Annotated in this window: 7 protein-coding genes; 6 read left to right on the top strand and 1 reads right to left on the bottom strand. The window is 43.0% G+C overall.

Annotation, left to right across the window (positions count from 1 at the left end):
• Positions 1 to 29: 29 nt before the first annotated feature.
• The 6 genes from F9K23_14400 (at position 30) to F9K23_14375 (ending at position 15,259) form a co-directional block, all read left to right on the top strand.
• A complete protein-coding gene (locus F9K23_14400; GenBank protein ID KAB2914391.1) occupies positions 30 to 545 on the top strand; it encodes an ATP-binding protein in 516 nt (171 codons plus the stop codon).
• A gap of 212 nt (positions 546 to 757) precedes the next feature.
• Positions 758 to 1,498, top strand: a complete 741-nt coding sequence (locus tag F9K23_14395; GenBank protein KAB2914390.1) for a response regulator transcription factor — start codon at positions 758 to 760, stop codon at positions 1,496 to 1,498.
• A gap of 110 nt (positions 1,499 to 1,608) precedes the next feature.
• Positions 1,609 to 8,799, top strand: a complete 7,191-nt coding sequence (locus tag F9K23_14390) for a PKD domain-containing protein (protein ID KAB2914389.1) — start codon at positions 1,609 to 1,611, stop codon at positions 8,797 to 8,799.
• A 125-nt stretch (positions 8,800 to 8,924) separates the two neighbouring features.
• Positions 8,925 to 11,984 (top strand): hypothetical protein, encoded by a 3,060-nt coding sequence (locus tag F9K23_14385; protein ID KAB2914388.1) that lies wholly within the window; start codon positions 8,925 to 8,927, stop codon positions 11,982 to 11,984.
• A gap of 7 nt (positions 11,985 to 11,991) precedes the next feature.
• A complete protein-coding gene (locus F9K23_14380; GenBank protein KAB2914387.1) occupies positions 11,992 to 12,738 on the top strand; it encodes a response regulator transcription factor in 747 nt (248 codons plus the stop codon).
• A 406-nt stretch (positions 12,739 to 13,144) separates the two neighbouring features.
• Positions 13,145 to 15,259 (top strand): T9SS type A sorting domain-containing protein, encoded by a 2,115-nt coding sequence (locus F9K23_14375; protein KAB2914386.1) that lies wholly within the window; start codon positions 13,145 to 13,147, stop codon positions 15,257 to 15,259.
• A 48-nt stretch (positions 15,260 to 15,307) separates the two neighbouring features.
• Here F9K23_14375 and F9K23_14370 read toward each other — a convergent pair whose 3' ends face one another.
• Positions 15,308 to 23,875, bottom strand: a complete 8,568-nt coding sequence (locus tag F9K23_14370) for a hypothetical protein (GenBank protein KAB2914385.1) — start codon at positions 23,873 to 23,875, stop codon at positions 15,308 to 15,310.
• Position 23,876 lies beyond the last annotated feature (1 nt).

Genomic DNA, 23,876 nt, shown 5'->3' with positions numbered 1-23,876 from the left:
TGACATTAAACAGTGACGGAGAATAAACCATGAGAATTGCAATAACAGGTGCGCATAAAGTAGGGAAAACAACATTAGCCGAGGCGTTACAAGAGCATTTGCCTGATTACGAGCACAGGGCGGAGCCTTATTACGAGTTGGAGGAACTGGGATACGAGTTTTCTGAAAGACCGACCGTGGATGACTTTATTGAGCAATTGGAGTATTCCATTAAGCAGCTTGGTACAAATGCAACTAATGTAGTTTTTGACAGGTGCCCGATAGATTTCTTAGCCTACATAAATGCTATTGACAGCAGAATAAATACTCAGTCGTATTATGAACGTGTTGAAGAAATAATGGCCAGTATAAACCTTCTCATTTTTGTTCCGATAGAAGAGCCCGACTTAATAGTATATAAGGATACTGATTTACCTGAACTCCGTTACCGGGTGAATGAAACTATTACCGAATGGGTGGGTGATTTTGGGGTAGAGGTATTAACTGTTAGCGGTGCTTTACACAATCGTTTGGCTCAAGTACTTGACAAAGTAAAACAAAGCTGAGCTCATACACATTGAAACCTCAAATACTATTGTTCACAGGCGTTGCAAAGAGTATAGAGCCCCCTTCAACTGAACTTACATAACAGAATAGGATAGGCAAAAGGGATTGCTTTGTGCTTGTTTTGGCGGTTTAATTTCGTTATCATTGAATATCTATTAATGTATTGTTTGTGACTTGAGAAAAGAAGTCATGAATGTAAAAACGCGTGGCCATGGTAACTACTACATGCATAATTGCCGATGCAGATAAGGGCTTTAGACAGTTGTTGAAACTACAGTTGAAAAAAGCCGACCCGACTATAAGCATAGCAGGGGAAGCAGAAGATGCGCAAACAGCAGGCATACAAATTGATGCCATTACTCCCGAAATTGTTTTTATGGATGCCAATTTGCCGCCAACTGACGTATTTAGCGTATTAGAAGCGTGCGAACACAAAAAATTTAAGCTAATAGTGCTTTCTGATGGTGAACAGCATGCCCTAAAGGCATTAAAAGCCAATGCAGTTGATTATTTATTGAAACCTTTGCGCCGCGCTGATTTAGAAGTAGCACTATATAAGGCACGTGCAGGCATGGGCAGGCAACCCGTGACCGTTGCAAACATGGCAGGTGTAGCACCCTCTGTGGAGGCACGAATTCCGATTTGGACAGGCACCTCTTACGAAATGGTAGATGCAGATACAATTGTGTACTGTAAAGCCAATAATAACTACACTGAGATATTATTGCTCGACAGACGCAAGTTCCTGCTATCTAAAACGTTGAAGTTCTACGAAAACCTACTGAAAGACCATCCGTTTTGCCGCATTCATCAAAGTTATTTAGTAAACACTGTATATATAAAGTCAGTGGAACGGGGACGTAAAAGCCACATCACCCTTAAAGACAACACCCGCCTTGAAATTGCACAAGCCCGCAAAGACAAAACTTTCAGGTTTTTGGGTCTTATGTAGTTAAATACTAATCCAAACATCGCAAATACTAACTCGCCGATTTTTATATACAAAAGGGGCGGTACTTTAGTTGCACATTCAATTGTTGCATTTCTAACCAATTATCTATCATGAAAAAACCCATTTACTTTCTTGCAAGAGTGTGGATTTTTCTGCTGTTTTCACTGCCGCTGGCAGTAAATGCAGAGCGACTGGCTCCGCCCGGTTCAGAAACTCCACCCGCTGCCGCGCCAATGCCTGCGGCAGGATTTACCTTTATTACTAACGGAAGCTGCGCCCCTGTGGTGGTGCAGTATTTTAGCCAATTGGCCGGGCCCAGTTACAACTGGACTTTTGGCGACGGTGGCACCAGCACCGATTGTAACCCCGTACACACCTATACTACTCCGGGTGTTTATACGGTTACTTTAGTGGCTACGGGCGGCACCTACACTACTACTATTACGGTAGGGGCTACTCCCGTTGTAAACTTGTTGACTAATGATTTTGCTTGCCAAAACGAGTTAACAACCTACAACATCTCTACAACCATACCTCCTGCATCATACAGTTGGTCGGCTCAAGGAGGCACTACCAGTAACCCTAACCCTACTTCGGTAGATGTTACATGGACTAATTATGGTGTTAACTATCTTAACTACACCATTACCACCGCTGACGGTTGTACAAAAACCTTCACCTTTAAAATTAAGGTGATTCCTCCTCCTTCTATCAATCTACCCTGCTGTAAAAGGGGCAAAGCCGGAACATCAGATCCTACACAAGGACATGAAGGTGTGCCCGGCGGTGGTGCGCCTTGCGGCGTTTGTGCCGGAAGCTACGATTGTTACCAAGGTACTATCGACGCCCAATTTGGTGTTGCAGCCGACTATACTTGGAACTGGACTGTAACTAACGGCACTATTGTTTCTATTAGCCCTGATTCTACCAAAGTATGCGTAGTATGGGGTACTTCAGGCGTTGGTACTATTACCATCGAAATTACTCATAAAATATACGGCTGTAAAAACATACAAGAGTGTGAGTTGACGATTAACCCCGGAACAACTCCCGCATTTACCATTGATGGAAACTGTATCAGCTCTCCCGTAAACTTTAATGCAAGCGGAACTACTCCACTAAGCAGTGTTGATTCATATTTTTGGGAGTTTGGTGACGGATATACCGAAACCACTTCATTACCAACTGCGTCACACCAATATGCTTTCACCGGCACTTACACTGCCACTCTTACTATTACTACTCACGAAGGTTGTGAATACAAAGTAAGCCACACCTTTACCATTGTTTCAGGCACAAAACCTGAAATTGAATGCCCCGGAACTATTTGCGAAGGTAGCCGCCAGTGCTACAGTACCGCCAGTATAGGCGGAGCAACCTATGTATGGAACATTGTTGGCGATGATCCGTCTCTACGCGTAATCACAGGAAATAAAGTTTGTGTTACTTGGGGTTCAGGCCCTGTGGGTACCGTAAGCGTTACTGTATTAGGCGGCGGATATACTTGTACCAATACCGCTACCGAAGTTGTGCCTATTATCAGCACAAACATTCCTATTACCGGTCCGGATATAATATGCTCAGGAGCCGGCTACATGGAATACTCAACTGTTAACTATGCAGGTGCATGCTATAGCTGGCTGGTGAACGGTGTTCTTCAATCATCTACTTCTAACCAATTATGGGTAAACACATCTGCTTACTCAGGCACTATTAAAGTTGAAGTTTATGTAAAACATGAACTTACCTGCTGCGAGGGCAAAGGATTGAAAGAAACCAAAATATTGCCCCAATACACCATGGCACCATACAGTGGTACTGAGTGTATAGGCAGCACGCGTACTTATTATTTGATTTTCCCTGCCGGAGCTCCATCAACCGATGTTTCTTGGAGTGTTGTAGGCGGAACCATTACTGCTTACGATGCGTACTCGGTAACTATTGATTGGGACCAAGTGGGTACCGGAAGCATTACTGCCGGTAACAACACCCCTAATGAATATTGTAACGACGGCAGCAACAGCACATGGAACGTAAACGTGGTTGCTAAAGCCACCGGCGATGATATAAGCGGCCCTGCATTGGTTTGCGGCGGCGCAACTGAAACCTATTACCATGCTTACCAAGCTCCAACAGGTTCGGCAAGCGTTTCAGTATCACCGGCAGGTCCAGTAGTTTCAGCGGGTACTTACTCGTCAAGCATTACATTCCCTGCTGTAGGCTCACCAACTACTTATACAGTATCGGTAACTTATAATCATAATTCGCTATCAAACTGTGGTACTACCAAAACGTATGATGTTACGGTAATACCTAATACAGTACCAACCTTTACCATACCCCCGGGTAATGTGTGCGAAGGTGATATTGTTACATATACAGCATCAATGGCCGACCCATCATATTATGAGTGGGAAGTTATTGGCGGAAGTATTATTTCTGAGTCTTTTGCATCGGGTGTGTTAACCTTGCAAATACAGTGGAACAGCACAGTAAACAGTAGCATTACTGTGAGAAACGTAGCCTGCGATACTGAAAACACTCAAGTAATACCCGTAAACGGTAAGCCTGTTGTTATTATTACTCCCGGCCCTATAAGCTGTAGCAGTACCGGCATTACTCTAAATGTAGCTCCTATTTGGACCAGCTATACTTGGACTCCTGCATTGCCAAGCACTCCCACAGTAACCGTTACATCGCCCGGTATGTATAGCGTAGAGGTTAGCAATGGCGTATGTAAAAACACCGGTAGCATAAACGTTCCGTTTATCACCCCTACCCCTCCTGTAATCAACTCGTTCACCACCACGTTGCAAAACGATTTCTGCCCCAAATACTACACCGTATGTCCCAATATCACTGTTGGTTCGGGGGCGATTTCTTCGTACAGCTGGACATTTACAGGAACTAACATTACTACTTCAAACGCACCTTGCCCCACCTTCCAAGTTCCGGCAAGCTTCACCCCTGTAACTGTTAACTGGTCGCTAACTGTAACCGATATTTACGGCTGTACCCACAGCAGAAGCGGTTCATTAACCGACAGTTGCCAACGCGATACCGGTTGCTCAACCTTTGTGGCTACTTTCTCAGCAACGTATAATCCATGTACTGAGCAGTTTACTACAGTAGGCACCAACATCCTTAGCATATTCTGGGATTTTGGCGACGGCTCAACCGGAAACGGTATGAACCCTGTACATAGCTACGGCAGTCCTTGCAGCAAAAATGTAATTGCCTATGTGAAGGATATTAACGGTTGTATGAAACCTTTCCCCTTCACCATCAACATTCCTTATGTTATAAATAGCCCGACAATTTCTGTAAACAATACACCTTGTAGTGGTACTACCTCTATTACCGCTTCGGGCATTAGTGTGTGTACAGGCAGTGGCTTAACTCCAACGTATACTTGGACGATAACACCGGCAGGCAGCGGTACCCCTGTGATTTCAGGATTGGTTACCTCAGCTACTCTTAACGTTACTACCTTAGGTTTGGCAAACGGTAATTACAATGCTCAAGTGGTTATGGTGGTTGCAGGCTGTACCGCAACTGCAAACAACAACTTTAATATTGGCGGTTTAATTGCCGACTTTGTAAGTTGCGGCGGTTGTGCAGGTTCGCCCATCACCTTCGGAGACCAATCATTGCAATACCAAGCACCCATTATCCAATGGCAATGGTCGGTTATTGGTCCTCCTAACTACAACTCGTTCTTGCAAAACCCAACCATCGATTTCACCACTCCCGGTTCTTATACTTTAACACTTACCGTTACTGATAATAACTTGTGTACCGATAACCATACCGTTACTATCAATGTGTTACCGCCGTTCAATCCGGGTAATATTGCCGTTAACGGTACATCAACCCCTTCAGGAACAGAGCTTGAAATTTGCCCTGAAACCCCTATAACGTTAGATGCTCCTTTTAACCCAACATACACTTATCAGTGGTCAACCGGTGCAACCACCAGCTCAATTAATGCTACTGAGCAAGGCGAGTACTTTGTAACCGTATTTAATACCAGTGGATGTGCTACCAAAATCGGCCCCATCATTATTAAATACAGACCCGCAGCAGAAGCCATTATTTTGGCTACTGCAGATGAGTGTGCAAACAGGTTGCTAAGGGCCTTTACAGGTGTAGGCTATAGCTATAGCTGGTCATACCCTCCCGGTGGTACTTCAACTCAATCATTCATCAACTTAACCACAAGCGGCACAGTTACATTAACGGTAACTAACTTGTTTGGTTGCACATCAACTGTTTCTCAGTTTATGAATGTTGACCCAACTCCATCAGTAAGCATATCGGCTGCTCCGGCACTATTCTGCCCCGGCACTACAGTAACGCTTACTGCATCAGTTACAGGCGGCACAAGTCCGTTTATGTCTACCCTATGGAGTAACGGAGCAGGAACACCTTCTATCTCTGTAGCATCTCCCGGTTTATATACCTATTACGTAAAAGATGCTAACGGATGCAAAGCAGAAGGTTCGTTGAACCTAACCACCGATATGCCGACAGGACTTGATAAACTTCCTTACGGTTGTTACGATGTATGCGGTCCTGTTTCATTCTGCGCAGGCACTATTCCTTCAGGATGGAAAGGCCAATGGACTCTGAACGGCAGCAACTACGGCCCTGTAATACCTACAAATGGTAACATTGCCACTACGTTCAACAGCCCCGGTACTTATGTATTGAATTACATCCCTGTTAACCCTGCAACCCATTGTAGTGCAGTTTCAAAACCAATTACAATCAATTTCATTTCACTACCTGCATTTACAATAACCTCATCAGGTCCTGCACAATTGTGTATAGGTGCCGGAGGCAGTGTATTGCTAACGGTTACTCCTCAATCAACCGAGTATAACTACGAGTGGTTCTTAAACGGCGTTTCAGTAGGCTTTGGCTATACTTACAACGCAACCGCTCCCGGATCTTATACCGTTGAAATCAGCAAAAACGAATGCTGTATTAAAACCGTTGGTATTGATGTAACTGAGATTAACTGCTGCTTCGAAAACCCCGGTGTTGAGTTTACTCCAATCACTACACCTTATACCGTTAACGGTAAAGAGTTCTGGTTTAACAAGTACTATATCGACGCTCCTATTTTTGTACCAAGCGGTGCAATTCTTGACCTTACCAACGTTGATTGCGTGTTTGGTCCTAACGGAGAAATTATAGTACAAAACCGTGGTTTCTTGCGTTGCAACAACTCAGTATTGCGTCCTTGTGAAAAAGATGACATTTGGAAAGGTGTTACGTTTACCGGTCCTGAAGCTTCAGGCTGGATAAATACCACAACCATCAAAAATGCCATCGTTGCAGTAAACATCAGAAGCAACGAAACAGGTGTACGTTTAACTGATAACTCGTTTATCAAGTGCCAAACATCAGTACGTCTTGAAAAATCACGCAGGCAGCAATCAATCAGCGGTAACACGTTTGAAATTGACGAGAGCCGTTTGGATTACCCATCTACACCTAATGAATATTGGGCAATATGGATGCGTGATGTTGAAATGCAAGGCTTAATAGCCCAAAACCAATTCAGGCACGTACAGCCCCGCAAAACCAGCAATATTTACTACGGTATCTATTCAGCCCTTTCAAGCTTCACAGCGTCAGAAAACCAATTTAACGACATGTACAGGGCGGTAGATGTTACTACCAACACCAACGTGGTAGCATTGGAAGAAAACGTAGTGAAACTGAACCAAATGAAGGAAACCTACGACTTGTACCAAATACGTCTTACTGATTGCCACAACCCCGTTTTGGTGTATCAAAACCAATTGTATAACGGTATTGGCGATAGGTCTACAGCAGGCGGTATTTATTGCGAAAAAACTACCCGTACACACATTAAAGACAACTCGTTCGACGGGTTCTTAATTGGTGTATATGGTTTATATACCAACGAACTTCATTTGAACCAAAATACGCTTACCAACAACACAGGCATAGGTTTGTGCGTACAAAGCACCGAACGCTCAATAATATCGTGTAACGATATTAACTCAATGGCTACCAACCGTAATCAATTTGGCGGCGGTCCATTGTGGGGTATTGCTGATTTGGACGGTAACGGTAGTTCAAGCATCTATACCAACTGTATTAAAAACATGAACACGGCTATTTATCTAAGGGCTAATGAAAACTACAACTTGCCCGAACTGATAAATAACTACATGTATAACTACAGAGACAACGGTATATACAACGAGAACTATGTAGGCACTATTGGTAACCCCGGCGGTCCATTGGCAGCAGGGCGTAACACCTTTATGAGCAACAACGGAAATGCCGGTACTACTATCGATATCAACTCTGTATTTACGTTTATTAATGAGGGAGGTAACTTTGGTATCTTGCTTACTAATAACGTAGGCGCTACCACCGGCCCTGATGAGTATTACTCAACAGCAGCTTGCGGCCAGCAAATACAACAGTCATACCCACGCAACCAATTGGATAAGTATAACATTTGTGATATTTACTACTTGGAGCAATGGGCGTTTAGAGATGCCGATGGCAAGTATGTGCTTAAACAAACTGCTCAAGAAATTACCCAAGCGGTGGTTAACGAGCACTTGAAAGAAGGCAAACAAGAAATACTTGGTATGATAACCGCACAAATGTTAACCGGCGAAGAACCGGCTAAACGTGCAGCACAAGCGGTACTTGCAAGCAATATGGATAAAAACACAATGGCAACTGTGCTGGTGCTTAATGCTGTAAGCAACGGCAATACACAGCTTGCTGCTGATTTGCTTGCATCGCAACAACTGTCAGGCATCCATGCTGATTTGCGCAGCGTACTTACTACTTATTTTGAGCTAAAAGGCAATCCTGTTCTAACCGCATCACAACGCAGCTTGATGAAAGCTATCGATGATCGCGAGAATGAATACAGCCCATTGGCAAGAGATATTGTGCAGGCCTACGAAGGTGAACACGATTACAAGTTCAAGAAATTCCCAACACCTGAGTTGAAACCTGCATCTAATGTGGTGCAACGTGCTGAAAACAACATTTCGGTATATCCCGTACCTGCAACCAAACATGTTACTCTTGAGTATAATGTGACCGATGCTAAAGTACAAGGAGTGAAAATTATGTCGGCCATTGGTGCTGAAGTGGCAAACTTCAGCTATACCCTTCAGGCCGGCACAGTTGATATTGATATATCAACCCTTGCACCCGGTGTATATAGCGTAGTGCTTGATACTGATAACAAACAATTGCCTGTTATGACAGGCCGCTTTATCAAACTGCAATAACAGTTTAGATAAGCACACTATAAAGCCGTCCCTTACAGTAAGGGGCGGCTTTTTTATTATATTGTCCCTAAGTCAACATAAAATTCATTCGCGTAAAATTGTACTATTGTATAGTTCGGGAAAAGATGACCCTAAAAAAGCACCTTCTAATCGTTTGCCTATTATTGGCTGCTACTATAACAGGCAGGGCACAAGGCTATTGGGAGAACATTGATTTATACACCACAAAAAACGGACTCACAAACAATTCTGTTCTATCCATCCTTCAAGACACCAGGGGGTTTCTTTGGTTAGGCACATACAATGGACTTTGCAGGTATGATGGTAATGAGTTTACAGGGTTTTCAGACGGGCGAGAAGAAACGCCGTTTATTAACTCAATACACGCAGTTTCACAGGATACCTCTGGAAATATTTGGGTGGTAACCCGCACCGGCATGATAGGCATGCTTGAGTACGGAACTAAGAAATGGAGTTGGAAAAACCGGGTAAAAGACGGCTTGTGTTCTATTAGTTGTGATGACTATAACAACACGTGGGTGGGTTCAATTTTCGGTAGTGTTTACAGAGTAGAGAACGGCATTGTTAAATACATCGCTAAAACGGGTAATGCCATAAAAAAAATAATCCCTATATCAGCTACCAAAGCTAAAGTAATAGCAGAGATAAGCGTTTTTATAATAGACGCGCAAACAAAAAGCATTACTAGAGAACCAATGCCCGAAGGGCTGCTCCCTGAACTGGTTTGGATTGAAATATCAGACTCAGCAACCTATTACATACTATCAAGCGGTAAGGTAGTTATACAGCAGCTAAACGGCACGCTTAAGCACTTAACGTTTAATAACGAGTTTGTTTTTAACGTATTTAAAAACACGCCGGCATTATTAAAAAACGGAAACCTGCTACTCTCTAACAATGATATGCTGGTTGAAATCAACAGGCACGGTGAAATACAAAACAAAATAACCATTGATGATGCCCCGGCCATTCTTAAGGGTAATACTGTTAATGTTGTTTTTGAAGACAACTCGGGTTTGCTTTGGATTGGCACAAATGCAGGGCTTTATAAAATTGACCGTAGGAAAATTGTTTTTAAAAAGTACACCTATAACAATTTTCAAAAGAAGCTTGAGCATAATTATGTAAGGGCCCTGCATGAAAATGGAAATGAAGTATGGATAGGTACGCGCGAGGGCGAGATTGGCAAATTTGTATTTGATACCCTTACCGGCGAAGCACTATCAAAAACATGGTACAAATCATTAACAGCAGGACAAACAACACCCGACGCTGATTACACCACAAACACAATACTTACCGATACTAAAGGAAACGTATGGGCCGGCGGCCAAGAAGGCATATATACGCTTAAAAAGGGGGATAATATATTTAAACAATTAACCTTTTTGCAAAACGGAAAGCCGACAACCATACAAGTTATATGGGGTTTGTGCCAAGTAGGCGAGAATGAAATGCTAATTGCCACTGCAAAGCAGGGTCTTTTTTCGCTGAACATGACCACCCGCGAGACAACTCCTTTTCTCTTGAAGAATGAAATTGTAAAAACACCTGTTTGGAATATATATAAGGCTGTTGACGGAACCATTTGGGTGGGCGCTGGCAATGGCTTATATGTAATAAAAAATAAAACACTGGTAGCCGCACCATCGCCATTGGCCAAACTGCTTGAAGACAAAAACGTGTGGAGCATTATTGAAGACAATGAGAATAATCTATGGTTTGGCACTTCTGAAACGGGTGTATATAAATACAACCCAAAAACAAAGGCAATAACCAACTACTCTACCCAAAACGGGTTGGCTGATAATATTGCAAGTGCCATTGTGCCCGACAAGCAAGGATATGTTTGGATTAGTACAGTAAACGGGCTTACAAAACTGGATACTAAAACAAACAAAACCATTAATTTTTGGGAAGAAGACGGGTTAATTAACAACGATTATAACTTTAAGGCAGGCATTGCCACTTCATGGGGGAAACTGTTTTTTGGAACAAAACTCGGTATTGCGGCATTTTTCTCCAACCAAGTAATAAACACCAACCAGCTTAAAGGGCCAGTAGAAATTACGGGCATACGCATTAAGGGCGAAACAAACTGGCAGCACTACCATACCGGCTCACCTATAAAGTTAACATACAACCAAAACGATATAAGCTTGCGGTTCTCAATGCTGGAGTTTAGAAAAACAGCCAGCCACCGCTACATGTTTAAGCTGGAGGGCTTTGAAGAAAACTGGCAAACCGCCTCAGCTGAAAACCCGGTGGCCGTTTATACCAACTTACCCCCGGGCGAGTACACTTTTTTGGTAAAAGCCTCAGTTGACGGGCGCACATGGGATGGACTAACCATACAACAGCAGCTTATTGTGGTGCCTGCTATATGGCAAACCCTCATTTTTTGGATAATAGTCATCGGGGTATCACTAACCACAATCATTGTGCTTACACGCCGCAGAATAAGCAGCCTGCTTGCAAAAGAACGAGAGAAGGGGCGCATACAAAAAGAAATGGCTGAGCTTGAAATGAAAGCACTGCGGGCGCAAATGAATCCCCACTTTATATTCAACTCTATAGGAGCCATACAGCATTACATGATAAAAAACGACACACAGGCTGCCAATGAATATCTTTCAAAGTTTGCCAAGCTGATGCGTTTGTTTCTTGAATCGTCGCGCAACAACTATACGGTGCTGCACAACGAAATAAATTTGCTGAACCTATACATTACACTGGAGAAATTACGTTTTGAAGAAAAGTTTGATTACGAGATAAGCGTGAGTCCCGATTTACAACCCGATACAATAAAAATACCGTCAATGCTTTTACAGCCGTTTGTTGAAAATGCTATCAACCACGGGCTGATTCATAAAGCTGAGAAAGGTAAACTTACTGTAACATTTAATCGAATAGCTGAAAAAAATCAATTGGAGTGTATCATAGATGATGATGGTGTAGGCAGGGGTAAATCATCGCAAATCAATCAGTTGAACAAAAACATGCACATTTCACAAGGCACTAAGATAGTGGGTGAACGTGTAGATACATTTATGGTGATGGACGATTTGGCAATAGATGTGCGTATAATTGATAAATTTGAAAGTAACGGCACTGCAAGCGGTACCCAGGTTAGGGTGGTAATGCAATTAATGGAAAATCACTAGGCAAGGCATGAAAGTAATAATAGTTGATGATGAACGAAAAAGCAGGGAAACTATACAAACCCTTATCGAAAATTATTGCGAGGGTGTTACTGTAGCCGGAACAGCCGAGAATATTGAACAAGCCCTGAAATGTATTGAAGCAACCACCCCTGATGTGTTACTGCTTGATATATCAATGCCCGGAGGAAGCGGTTTTGATTTGCTTAAAAGAGTGCCCAAAATAACGTTTGAGGTAATTTTTATTACCGCCTATGATGATTACGGAATACAGGCTATAAAAGCAAACGCGCTCGATTATCTTCAAAAACCGGTAAGCATAGAAGAGTTAAAACAAGCCTTAGAAAAGGCTAACACCCGCATACTTGAAAAAAATACTGCCGGCGGTATAAAATCATTAATAGACCAACTAGATACCACAAAACCCTCTAAAATGGCAAAAATTGCCGTTCCGGCCAGTGATGGGTTAGTATTTGTAGCCAAGCACGATATTATTACATTAAACGCCGAAGGCAGCTATACCACTTTGGTACTTGTAGGAGGCAAAGAGATTTTAAGCACCCGCCACCTTAAAGAATACGAAGAGAGTTTGCCCCCGGGCGATTTTATACGGGTACATCACTCACACATCATCAATCTTGAACATGTAATCCATTACCAACGTGGTGAAGGAGGTGCTGTTTCTATGACCGACGGTTCTGTTGTTATCATATCAAAACGCAAGAAAAAGGACTTTTTAGACCGTTTTACCTCGTAGCAAACCTCCCACTTATTGCCAAAAACCTCCCACTTATTACTTTTTTCGTCCACTTATTAAGCCAAGCTCCTGCAAACAATTTTTTATGCTAAACTTCGTGTAGGTAAATCATACTACGTATGTACCTAATTTTTGGTAGTTAAGTATATTTCGATTGCTAAGGGGGCGCAAGGGATTGCGCCTTTTTTGTTTTTATTACCCATCAGCACCCTTTGTAATTACTTCTAAACCTTTTCAAGTCCGCAGGTAAAAAAATCACCGCCACTTATCTCGTAAAACTACCGCGGGTTAGGCGGAGCTTTCTGTAATGCTCGCTTAAGCTGAGCTTTGAGTACATTTTATTGCATGCAAAATGTAGGCGAACCCGAAAAGCCTTTAAAAGAGTAGGAAACTAAACTAATCACACATGAAAAATTTTATTAATTGTTTTAAACAGGTAAAGGCAGCCCTATTTTTTGTGGCATTAACGTCATCGGCCTATTTTGCATCAGCACAGTACACCGTTGAGTGGACTAATCTCGTAAATGTTTCAACCTCAAGCGGTGGTACAACAATTACCAAAACAGGCGGTTTTGGGTACGAAGGGAGAGCCGTTTCCATCAATGAGCTGCCTACATGTGTTGATGGCACCATTGAGTTTACGGCAAGCAATGTTTCAACACAGTCAAGATACATTGGTTTTACAACTAACGGGGGGTCAACAACAGCTGATATTGTCCACGGTATTGTAATTAGCTATGGCTATTTTCATTTCATGCTCAACGGCACAGCTTCCCCTAGTTTCCCTGTTCCGCCTCTCTATACGCCAACAGGTATACCTGTATCAAATGGTGACCGTTTTAAAATAGAAAGAGTTGGAAATCAAGTAACCATTACAGCGCTTGACTGTATAAGCTCATGTCCCGGAGGAATTAACCAGCAATCGTATTCCATCTCTACTCCTTCAACAGTATGGAAAGTAGCCGGAGCGATGTTTAATGATGGGGATGCTATAGCTAACGTTACGGTAAACTTTGGTAAACCGGTTACTTGCAGCGTTGATTTATGGGACAGGAATAGAACTACTGGTTCGTTGTTTAATATTTATCAAAACGATAATGTTGGAATTGGAACACTATCACCCTCTGAGCGTCTTGACGTAAACGGAAAAGCAAGGGTAAGGACTTTAGACGTTGACAACACTCTTTCTAATTTGATAGTGGCTGATGCCAACGGTGTTTTAAAGAAAAAAACTGATCCTTGGACTCGCAACGCTGGAAGTGGATTCCTATATACAACTACCACCACCGATAAATTGGGAGTTGGAACAACAAGCCCTACTGAAAAACTGGATGTTGACGGAACGGCACGTTTAAGGAGTATTACTGAGGACAACACGCTTTCCAAAATGTTGGTGGCTGATGCAACAGGAGTTGTGAAATATAAAAACCTTGGCGGCTGGTTTAAACAAGGCACCAGTACCATTCCTAATGCCATTACTGATGATATTTTTACTAGTGGTAAGGTAAAAATTGAAAAGCAACTTGAGGTTTCATCTACATTCAGTCTTTGGGGTACAGGAATCGGCGGGGCTACTTATGACCGATTTGTTTTGTATGCCGATGCTACAAATGGGTTACTCTTCGAAGCTCCAAGGTTATCTGACTACAATAGTGCTGCAAGAACTACAATAACTTTTGGCTGGCGCGGAGGAACAACTGCAATGAGTATGGTGCCAAGTGGCTCTTCAGCTGCTTTTATTGGTATTGGTACTGCTACACCCGCTGAAAAGCTGCACGTAACTTCAGGAAACATAGCTACTACAACAGGTAATTTTATCGATAAAGATTTAGTCGGTGGGGGTACCACAGGAGCAAGTGTTGATAATACAGGGTCAATAATTCGCACTCCATCTGATTTACGATTGAAAGAAAACATTGTTACTATCGAAAACAATCTGGACAAAATATTAAAACTACGTCCGGTAGTTTATAACTATATAGACAGGGATAAATATGGTGAAGGCAAAACTATCGGTTTTATTGCTCAAGAGGTTGAAATTATAATTCCTGAAGTAGTTAAAAAAGCTGCTGATGATTATCAATTAAGGAGCCTTAACTATGTTGAAGTAATTCCTGTTTTGACAGGTGCAATTAAAGAACAACAAGAAATCATCACCACTCAAAACCAACGTATCGACCAGTTGGAAAAAGAGATGGAAGAGATTAAAGCATTGTTGAAGAACCAAGGTGGTGCTCAACCTTCACAACAAAGTCCTGCCTCTACAGGTAGCATGAATGTGGTGCCCAATCCTACTTATGGTAAAACCACCGTTAACTATACTATCAGCGGTGATTATGCCAACGCCAGTGTTATCGTATATAATGAGTTAGGTCAAAAAATGGGTGAATATACAATTACCCAAAAAGGCAACGGAAGCGTTGAAGTAGACGCTACCTCGTTTGCAGGCGGTGCATACTTCTGCAAGCTTGTAGTTGACGAAAACATAAGGGAAGTAAAGAAATTTATTGTTTCAAAATAAACCGTTCCCACTATCAATTAAAAACCCGGCCTAGGCCGGGTTTTTTTGTTATGATGTGATTGCTGATACAGCTAGTGTTAGCGGTATCTGCAATATGGGCACATACTCGTCGGTATTTGAGTAGGCTATAAAATCAAACGTATAATTACCTTGGTTGCTTTGCGGTTGACTTACCAACCAGTTTGTTATGCCCGCTGTAAGCATGTTTGCAATACTTGCGCCGTTATCCGATACTGAAATATCAGTAGGGGTAATCAGCAATACGGGCACTTCAATAGTCAACGATGTACCGGGAATAGTGTAATTATAGTTACACTGTATTTTCATAGTATAACCGGTAACTCCGCTGCTTATATTTTCCGTTAGGGCATCAAACAAAGCAAGTAAATGCTGGCTTAGGGTTCGTTGCGGTTTCACGGGATACAGAGCAGTACCTACCGTAGCAATATCAATAGCATTGTTTGAACTTAACAAGGGGATTAGCTTGTTATAGAACATTACCTGCGGTGTTTGATAAATAAACGATGGGTTGGTGGTTTGCCATGTACCGTCAGAGTTTTGCAACAACTCCTCGTTGCGTATAACCGCTACGCTACTCCACGCATTTTGTGTGTTCAAAATATCAAGCCCTTGCAGCTTAACATTTCTTGATATTACAGTATTACGGTTTTCGTACAGTAAATACTGTTTGGCACCTGAACTATCCAATTGGTAATACAGGTATTGGTTTTGCGCGGCTTGCTCAGGTGTATAACCGTCAATGTTGATAACAATAGTAGTGGCTCCCGATTTTGTATCACCCGGTGTAATAGTGATTAACAGGGCTTCTATTGTTTTATTTTGACTATCGGTAATTTCCTTCACGCTCTCAGTAATGGTGTACGACAATGTGTAAGGTGGAGCGGGAGGTGGTGGTGTGTCCATCACCATTGCCGATTGTACCCTTGGATTCACCTGATTGGTTTGTTTCCATTGTTGGGCCACTTGGGTCACTACCTTCACAAAGGCAAGCATTGCATAGCGTGCATTTATAGCAGCGGGGTTAGTATTTGATAGGTTTGCAGGTGTTAGTTGCGACAGGTAGTTATCAAAATCAGCACTAATAGCCGGATAAACACTCATAAACTGCGCCATTGATTGATACAAGGGCAGGTTTTGGGCATTATTGGCTACATAACTGCTTTGTTGTCCCTGCGCAACGTTAAACTGTACCTCGGTAACCGCCGTATCTTGTGCCGCTGAAGGATTCTGATACGTGTAGGTGTAATTCCATGTACGCGCATCCTGAATAGTAACAGGGTTTGGCGGGTTGTTATCGTTGATAGGATAATCGGTGTTTTGGGCCGAAATTGACGGAGGAGTTGGGTAGGCCCTTAGCGGTACGGGTATAGGAGTTTCTCCTACCTCTTCCATACTTGCCAGCGGACTTGCCGCTCCGGCAACCTCCCCATCCAACGGAACAATAAATGTTAGCCACGACGAAGCAAGGTAATTACCCATATCAGGTACTTGCTGTATATCAAACTCAATGTGGCTTACCTTGTATTTCATATCGCCAAAGTTGAAACTGCGGCTTTCAGCAAGATTCTTGGCTTCAAACATGTAGGTTAGCCACGAGTTGCCATTAGCAGTAGGCACTTTGGAAGTTGATAGTGAATATTCTGTTGATTTAGGTATAGAGTTAGAGCCGGGTACTGATGGGTCGTCTCCTTCCATCTTACCATACAACCAAGGCACATAAGGAGCTTGTGGAGGGTCGTTATTCACCCCGTTAAACTGCGAGCTGATAGTGGCGGTAGTTTGCACGGCTGCCACATAACGGTATGCGTTTGATAACTGCTTTAGCATTTGTTGCTTCCACTTCTCCTGTGCATTACCAATGTTTGCAGCACTTTTTGCTGTACAAGGCGGCGAAGGCTGTCCGTCGCAAGGGTCAATAATATAATCTATTGTACCTTCAATGGCTTCGGCTAACTGTTGTTTAGCATCCAGTACTTGTTGCAGGTAATCAGGGTCTCCGGCGAACACAGAGTTTGCATTCATTAAGAATGCGGGTACTGCAAATGCCGGGCTTAAGAACCTATCCACTGCTTGTAAGAATAACAAGCCCCAGTTATCCATATCTATCGAAGAGAAGCTCTTGGTAACGGCTGTTCCCACGGGATACGCCTGTCCTTGCTGATAGCTGTTGATATTGGCCGAGAATGATTGCAAACTGGTAGCCAAAGGTATCGGAGAGAAATAGTAAGTTTGGTTATTATCAAACCCGAACTTAATACCATTAGCTCCTGTTGAATCAAAACGAACAATCCAAAGCGGCGGAGTTTCAGTGGTATCACTATTACCCTTAGTTATGTTTGTGCCAGTGGCAACTTTAAGCACCACACCATTTACAGGTTGGTTAATAAAGGCCGTCTCAAACTGTTGGGCAAAGAAAGTAAGCGATAGCATGCCTCCAGTACCGGTATCTGATTGAGGCTGAATAACAGTGGTTGCGTATGCCACACCTGCTACGTTAGTAAAGTTGGGATCGAGCAATGTAGCCGTACGCTGCATGGTAAGGCTAACCGTCAACGATGATATTTCAGGCAGGGCAGTTATTCCGGTTGTGGTAACTGTTGTGCTGATAGGATAAGACGTTATCGGAGTGGCTGTGGCTCCCCCGGCAACTGCTTTCAGCATAGTAATTATCGGGGTGATAAAGCCGGATAACAGTGCATTTACATCAGCGGTATGATTAACAGGGTTGCCGCCTGTGTTTTCAATAGAAGTAGTATAGTTAATGGCCATATTACCGCCGCTAAGCTGGTAATACAAGGTCATGTAGGTAAGCAAATCTATTTGAGCATTATTCTGTGCTCCGTCGCCAATATAGCGGGTAGTATTAAATGCAAAGTTCAGGTCTAATGTAGGTTTACCGCCTTCCAAATCAAACAGGTAATACACCGATACAGATGGCCATTGACTAAGCGCAACTATCGAATCAGAATACAATAACTGCATTGATGTACCTAAAGGTGCAGTGTTTGCTGGTGGAATGTTACCAAACATATCCTGCCAGTTCAACGCCATTTGTACTGTGGTGCCAATGCCTGCGTATGGGTTAGGATAGTTGGGGTCGGTGCCGCCCGGTTGCACATATCGGTAGTATGGAATAACACCTGAATAGTTCCAATCCGTAGCATCTGCTCCCGGAGCATTGTTCCCATTTTTAGCATTTGCAATATCCTCCTCGCTCATTGGGTCGGCAGGACCCGCCGGCAACAAGTTTTTGTAACTTGGTACTGACGGTAACGATACCCCGATAAGGTTGAACTGGGTTTGTAAATACGTTTGGTCGTCAGTAGTCGTGGGGACAGGCAGTGTTGGGTCATATTCAGGTGGTGCATTACGCGATACCTGATAGCCCACACAGCCCGGTAGTATGGTTGCAACCCTTGTGGTAATTTGTTGTGCAATTGGAGCGTTAGCAGGCGATTGAGCAAATACCGAGGTTTTTGAAGTATCTATCTCATCACCTATTACTACACTGTTTACAAACGGTGCAGGAATAAGGGCATCGTAAGTGATTACTAGTGTTACATTAGCCACCCCGTTACCGCTGAACAAGGTATCGGGTAAGCCTTTATTGTCGCTGGTATTGTAGTAAAAATAGAATCCGCCGCTGCGCACAATACTGCATTCCCATAGCATCTGTACAAAATCACCTGCTGTATTTAGCGTATTATAGTTTCGTGGTGGTGGTTCTGTAACCGTAAACGCAGCCATAAAGTCCATACCCTGCACCGGATTAGTTTCCGTTGAAAGGTTGGCTTGCACAATGGCTGTTTTAAAGCTGCCGTTAGCTGCTGATATATATCCGCCTTTAGAGTTCTGAACAGGGTCGGGTTGATACAATATCTGTATCTGTTGTATTGTTTTCGACCCGTCACTATCGTTATTGGTGTTCAAATAGCTGATTAAGTCTTCTAAGAACACTATACCGGCATCGTCAGCACCCACAAGGTTATACATGTTGCCTGATAGTGGAGTTACTTGCCCCCCTGAAGCAGTAATCTTCTGTAGCGATAGGCTAACTGTGGTAGACCAAGTATAATTTGTTGCAGCAGCCTTTGTTGAATTAGTAAGCGTAAATACATTTAGTAACACATCGGGCAATGAGTTAAAAATGGTAGTGAGGTTAGAGGGCAATCGCCACAATGTAGGGTTGTTTGAAACTCCTGTATAATAATCGCCGGGGTATTGCCACAATGCTGGGCTACCCAACGAAAACGATTGCGGAGTATCGTTATAATTTATAATAGGCGATGGGCCTGAAATAAGCGACGGAGCTAAAATTATTCCGCCCAAATCAAGGGTACGCTGTATCTCGCTTGAGGTTATAGTTGCCGCAATAGTGTTTAGCGTAGGTGCATACGGTGGTTTTGTACCGCCAACCATAGTAACCCAATTCAAATCAGGGCTTTGTAGCAATATTGCATATTGGTCGGTAGTTGCAAGTGTTTTTGGAACTGCCACTTGCTGCCCTGTTAGCATATACAACGGTGTTATAGTGCCGGTTGCTGCCACCGGTGGAGCGGGCAAACGCAAACCGTGTAACATAAAGCGCGAAGCCATACCGCCAATTCCCTGTACGCTATTGTTCACAGCATTAGTAACCGTATTGCTCACCGTTGCTGAACCTCCGTTTTGAGTATTCAGGTAATCCAATGCGCCTTGTAATGCTTGCTTGGCTATCAGTGCAACAAAGTCAGTAAATACAAACGTTGGGAACGAAAGGTTTGGTTGGTTCTCATAATCAGGGTCGGTAACATTACTGCAATCCGACGGGGCAAAATTATCCCTTGCTATCTGCGATTCATACTGAACAGCCATTGCCGCCAATAGCGCCGATACATCCGCAATGTAATTTTGTGTGCCTGTTACAGTTTGCGATGAAAACTGCACGGCAGTTCCGGGAGTATTGTTGTATAAGGTATTTAAGTACAGCTCTGGTAATACGGGGAACACGGCTGCATCCATTGTATTAGATGCGGTAGTATCACCAATGCGTATGTTCAACATAAAATACGTGCTCAAAAACGTTTGTATATCGTTATGGGCAGCGTTGGCATAGTTAAACGGAGCAACGTTGTTGGGTCTTGTGTTAAAATAGCAAAGCAACTGGGTTATTTGGTCGGCAGTAATAGTCTGTCCTTGTAGCCAAGCCAGTCCGGTATTGCTTGAAGTATTGCCAATTAAAGCATTGATGGCCCAGTACAGCACACCCTCTGTTAATGCTGCAAGGCTATTGTTGGCTGATCCAGAGTTGATATACAGCATTCCCAGGTATTGTTGGGTAGTAGTACTGCTATCACCCGATAAAGTAAGTTGTGGGAAGAATACCAAATCTAACGGCACAGCGCCATTTAGCGGTTTAATAGGTTGCCATTTGAGTACCACTGAAGGTCCTGAGGTAAGTGCGCTGAAGCCAAGCATCATAGTTGTACTGGTAGATTTCGGCGGGCACTGGTTCCAAGGAGCACTGCTTGATGTATCACTACCAATGGTAAATGATGCGCTAACAGTGGCGCTGAAATGCAGGCTCACTTTTATTGAAAACAAACCTAAGTTTATTTTCACAGTTAAAGAAACCGATACCCCGGCTTCAAAATAAATGGGTATGGGTTTATAACTCTCTATTGTAATAGTAACATAAGCGTATGCCATTATATCCAGCCTTGCTGATATAATAGCAAAGTTTATCTCACCGTATATGTGGCCTGTAAGCCCAAATGTACCTTGTAATTTGTAGTAAGTGCCATCGCTGGTTTGCAGTGATGGATTGGCACGGAAGAAGCCCAATACCCCTTGGAAAATACCAACGGCTGTTAGCGATAATCCGGCCTTTAAAATACCTGCCTCAATGGTTTTGCCAACACCCAACGATAAGCCTAAACCAAACTCAATTACGGGATTAAATGTACCGCAGGTGGTTTGAGGCACGCTGGTAGATGTTGCCCCGCTGAGATAACCGAAGTAAAACCCGCCGAATCCTATAAACGGAAACACCTGTACCGAGAATGAACGTGAAAAATCGTTAATGCTGGCAGGGAATCCAAAGTCTAAGTAAAAGTTACCGTTGGTATAAACCTTCACACCGATATTGGGCAGCGTTACAGATACCGCCCCAAATTCAAGGTGACGGAATTGGTCGGGTAACTGCAAATCCAATTGGTACATACCAATCGTATCGTTAATCTTCTTATACAGAATTTCAAATTGCAGGTTCTTAAAGTAGTCAGCCTTAGCATCAACGCCTATCAACAACCCGTACATATTGGGGTCGTTAAACACAGCAGCTACTCTATAAAACTTAGCAACAGTAAAATCAGTACCAATCAGCCAGTTGCTATTTTGGTCAAACACCAACGCTCCGGGCTGTGTAGTACTGGCCGGAACCGGTATTGTGGTTGAGTTAGGGTCAGAAGTTGTAGTAAATGCATTGCTCAAGGCAGTGATTGCATCGTTTACCGAAGCCAGCTCACTTACTTGGTACATTGAAACGTGTTGACCCATTGCCAACAGTTTCAAATCAAACATTTCGCTTCCCATACCGGGTACCGATGGCATATTGGTAACATCGCTACCCTTGCCGTCTTGTTGCAACGGAGAATCGTTTTCAATAGGAAGTCCTAAGAAAGTACCCTCAATATACATATACACCCCGCTGCCCGAGGTTGAAGAGCCGTCTTTGGTAATCTTTATCGATTGGATATTGATAAAACCCAAATCCACATTGATGGGTATGGTTGCTACTATTGAGCTTTGTGATGAAGTTTTGTAACGGGTATAGGTAAACTCAAAGCCTGAAAGGTCAATGCTGTTCAGCATATTCCAAGGCGCAGGCAACGTGAAACCGGGGCTGAAAATACCCACAAACGTACTTACAATTTCGCCCAACGATATCTCCTCAAATTTTATGTCGATAATATCGTTAGTGGCGTTACTGGTGTAAGTGATAGTGCTTGAGAACTGAGGAATATTTAAGAATACCTCAGTATCGGCATCCCCAAACTCATACCCTATATTAAACGTTAAACCCAGCATTTGGGTAGCATCAGCAGTACCCGTAATTTTTCCGGTAGTTTTGCTATTACTATATGTTATATCAACGTTGGCATCCAGCGTCAAATCAAAGCTGCCAAACTGCAAGTGCCAGTTTACATCGCCTTGTATTTGGTAGGTTGCCGGATTGGCTTTATCATCGGGTACAGTAGCCAAAAAGTTCACATTGCTTATGTTGGGTAGGTTATTTGTAACCCACGAGGGGATATTATCCATACCGAAAGCGTGCAGGAACGAAGCCGCAATATCACCCAGCGAAATAGTTTGGTCAGTTCCTGTACTTGCCCCAAAACTCCATGCTGAGGCATCATAGCTGGCAAACATGCTCAAATCAACCCCGCTATTAGGTGTGCTAGGGCCAATGTGGAATGTTCCTGCTATTTTGCCCGTTGTTGTTCCCTGTAAACGATTTACATCCAATGAAAGCCCCGTCATGGTGAAGCTTAAACTTGGGCTTTGTATAGTGAAGAAAGTCCAGTCAGACTGTATAACGCAGTTAAGCGAATAGTTTTGTTGTGTAGGGTCGATTAAAAGATTGAAGTTGGTAATTTGTGCATTTAGGTTTATTGTGGTGCCGCTCCAAAACATTGTGAGCAAATCGCCCAACTGTACGGTTCCATCAACCAAGCTAACAGAAGCACTAAAATTAGGAACTGTAGCGGTAACCAAAAGCGTATTCGAGTTTGCCGGCCCGATAGTAAAGCTACCCGTAATTGTAAATGAAACCGCCCGGGATTGTGAGTTTCCCGGATTTGTAATCATACTACTAATGCCAATATTACTAACGGCCAGTTTAGGCAATATCTGCCATAGATATGAGGAATCTGTGCCGATGTTAATGCTTATATAATCAACATTCTTTGTGCCGGCATTGTACATTATATCTATTTCCTGTAACCCTAAATCAGTAAGTGTACTAAAGGGCTGGGGCAAAAGATTGCTAAGGTTTACCCCACCTACTAACTGAAAGAAGTTAGAAATGCTGGGGTATGGTGACGCAAAACTACCTTGAAGCAGCCATGTATTGTTTACAATCGGGTAGGTCATTTGTACTGTCAACGGAACCCCTGTGTTAATTGTCCCGCCTATAGTACCGGCCACAGGCATATCGCTTTGGTACACCAAGACCCCGATGAAGGGGTTTGAAAGTGAAAACCAAGTGATTCCGTCAATTGACCATGAATCGTTTGTTAGTATCGCCTTAAGAGTCGATGACAAACCCAAATCAGAGTTTTGAAAATCAAACGCCACCGTCATATTACCTATTCCCAACGAGCCTGACTCGCCATTCAGCGTAAAAGCCGTAAGACTATCATCCCATGCAGAAGGCTGTAACGACGCATTTGTAATGGTAAAATTACTCCCTGAAATTATTGAGGCGTAAAACTTACCTATATTATTGGTGGTGCTTATTACATCCGGAACAAGATTAAACGTGCCTTGTCCTGATTGTATTTGGGCTTGTATGGCCTGGTATAAGCCTTTTAACGTTAATTGATCCTGGGCCATG

Source organism: Bacteroidota bacterium (assembly GCA_008933805.1).
GTDB lineage: Bacteria > Bacteroidota > Bacteroidia > UBA8524 > UBA8524 > SB11.
Note: the sequence above shows the minus strand (reverse complement) of the source record. Positions and strands in the feature narration are given on the sequence as shown.

What these genes read in the sequence shown, in the direction of transcription:
- F9K23_14400 (KAB2914391.1), top strand. Translation starts at nt 30, where the DNA reads ATGAGAATTGCAATAACAGGTGCGCATAAAGTAGGGAAAACAACATTA.
- F9K23_14395 (KAB2914390.1), top strand. Translation starts at nt 758, where the DNA reads ATGGTAACTACTACATGCATAATTGCCGATGCAGATAAGGGCTTTAGA.
- F9K23_14390 (KAB2914389.1), top strand. Translation starts at nt 1,609, where the DNA reads ATGAAAAAACCCATTTACTTTCTTGCAAGAGTGTGGATTTTTCTGCTG.
- F9K23_14385 (KAB2914388.1), top strand. Translation starts at nt 8,925, where the DNA reads ATGACCCTAAAAAAGCACCTTCTAATCGTTTGCCTATTATTGGCTGCT.
- F9K23_14380 (KAB2914387.1), top strand. Translation starts at nt 11,992, where the DNA reads ATGAAAGTAATAATAGTTGATGATGAACGAAAAAGCAGGGAAACTATA.
- F9K23_14375 (KAB2914386.1), top strand. Translation starts at nt 13,145, where the DNA reads ATGAAAAATTTTATTAATTGTTTTAAACAGGTAAAGGCAGCCCTATTT.
- F9K23_14370 (KAB2914385.1), bottom strand. Translation starts at nt 23,875, where the DNA reads ATGGCCCAGGATCAATTAACGTTAAAAGGCTTATACCAGGCCATACAA.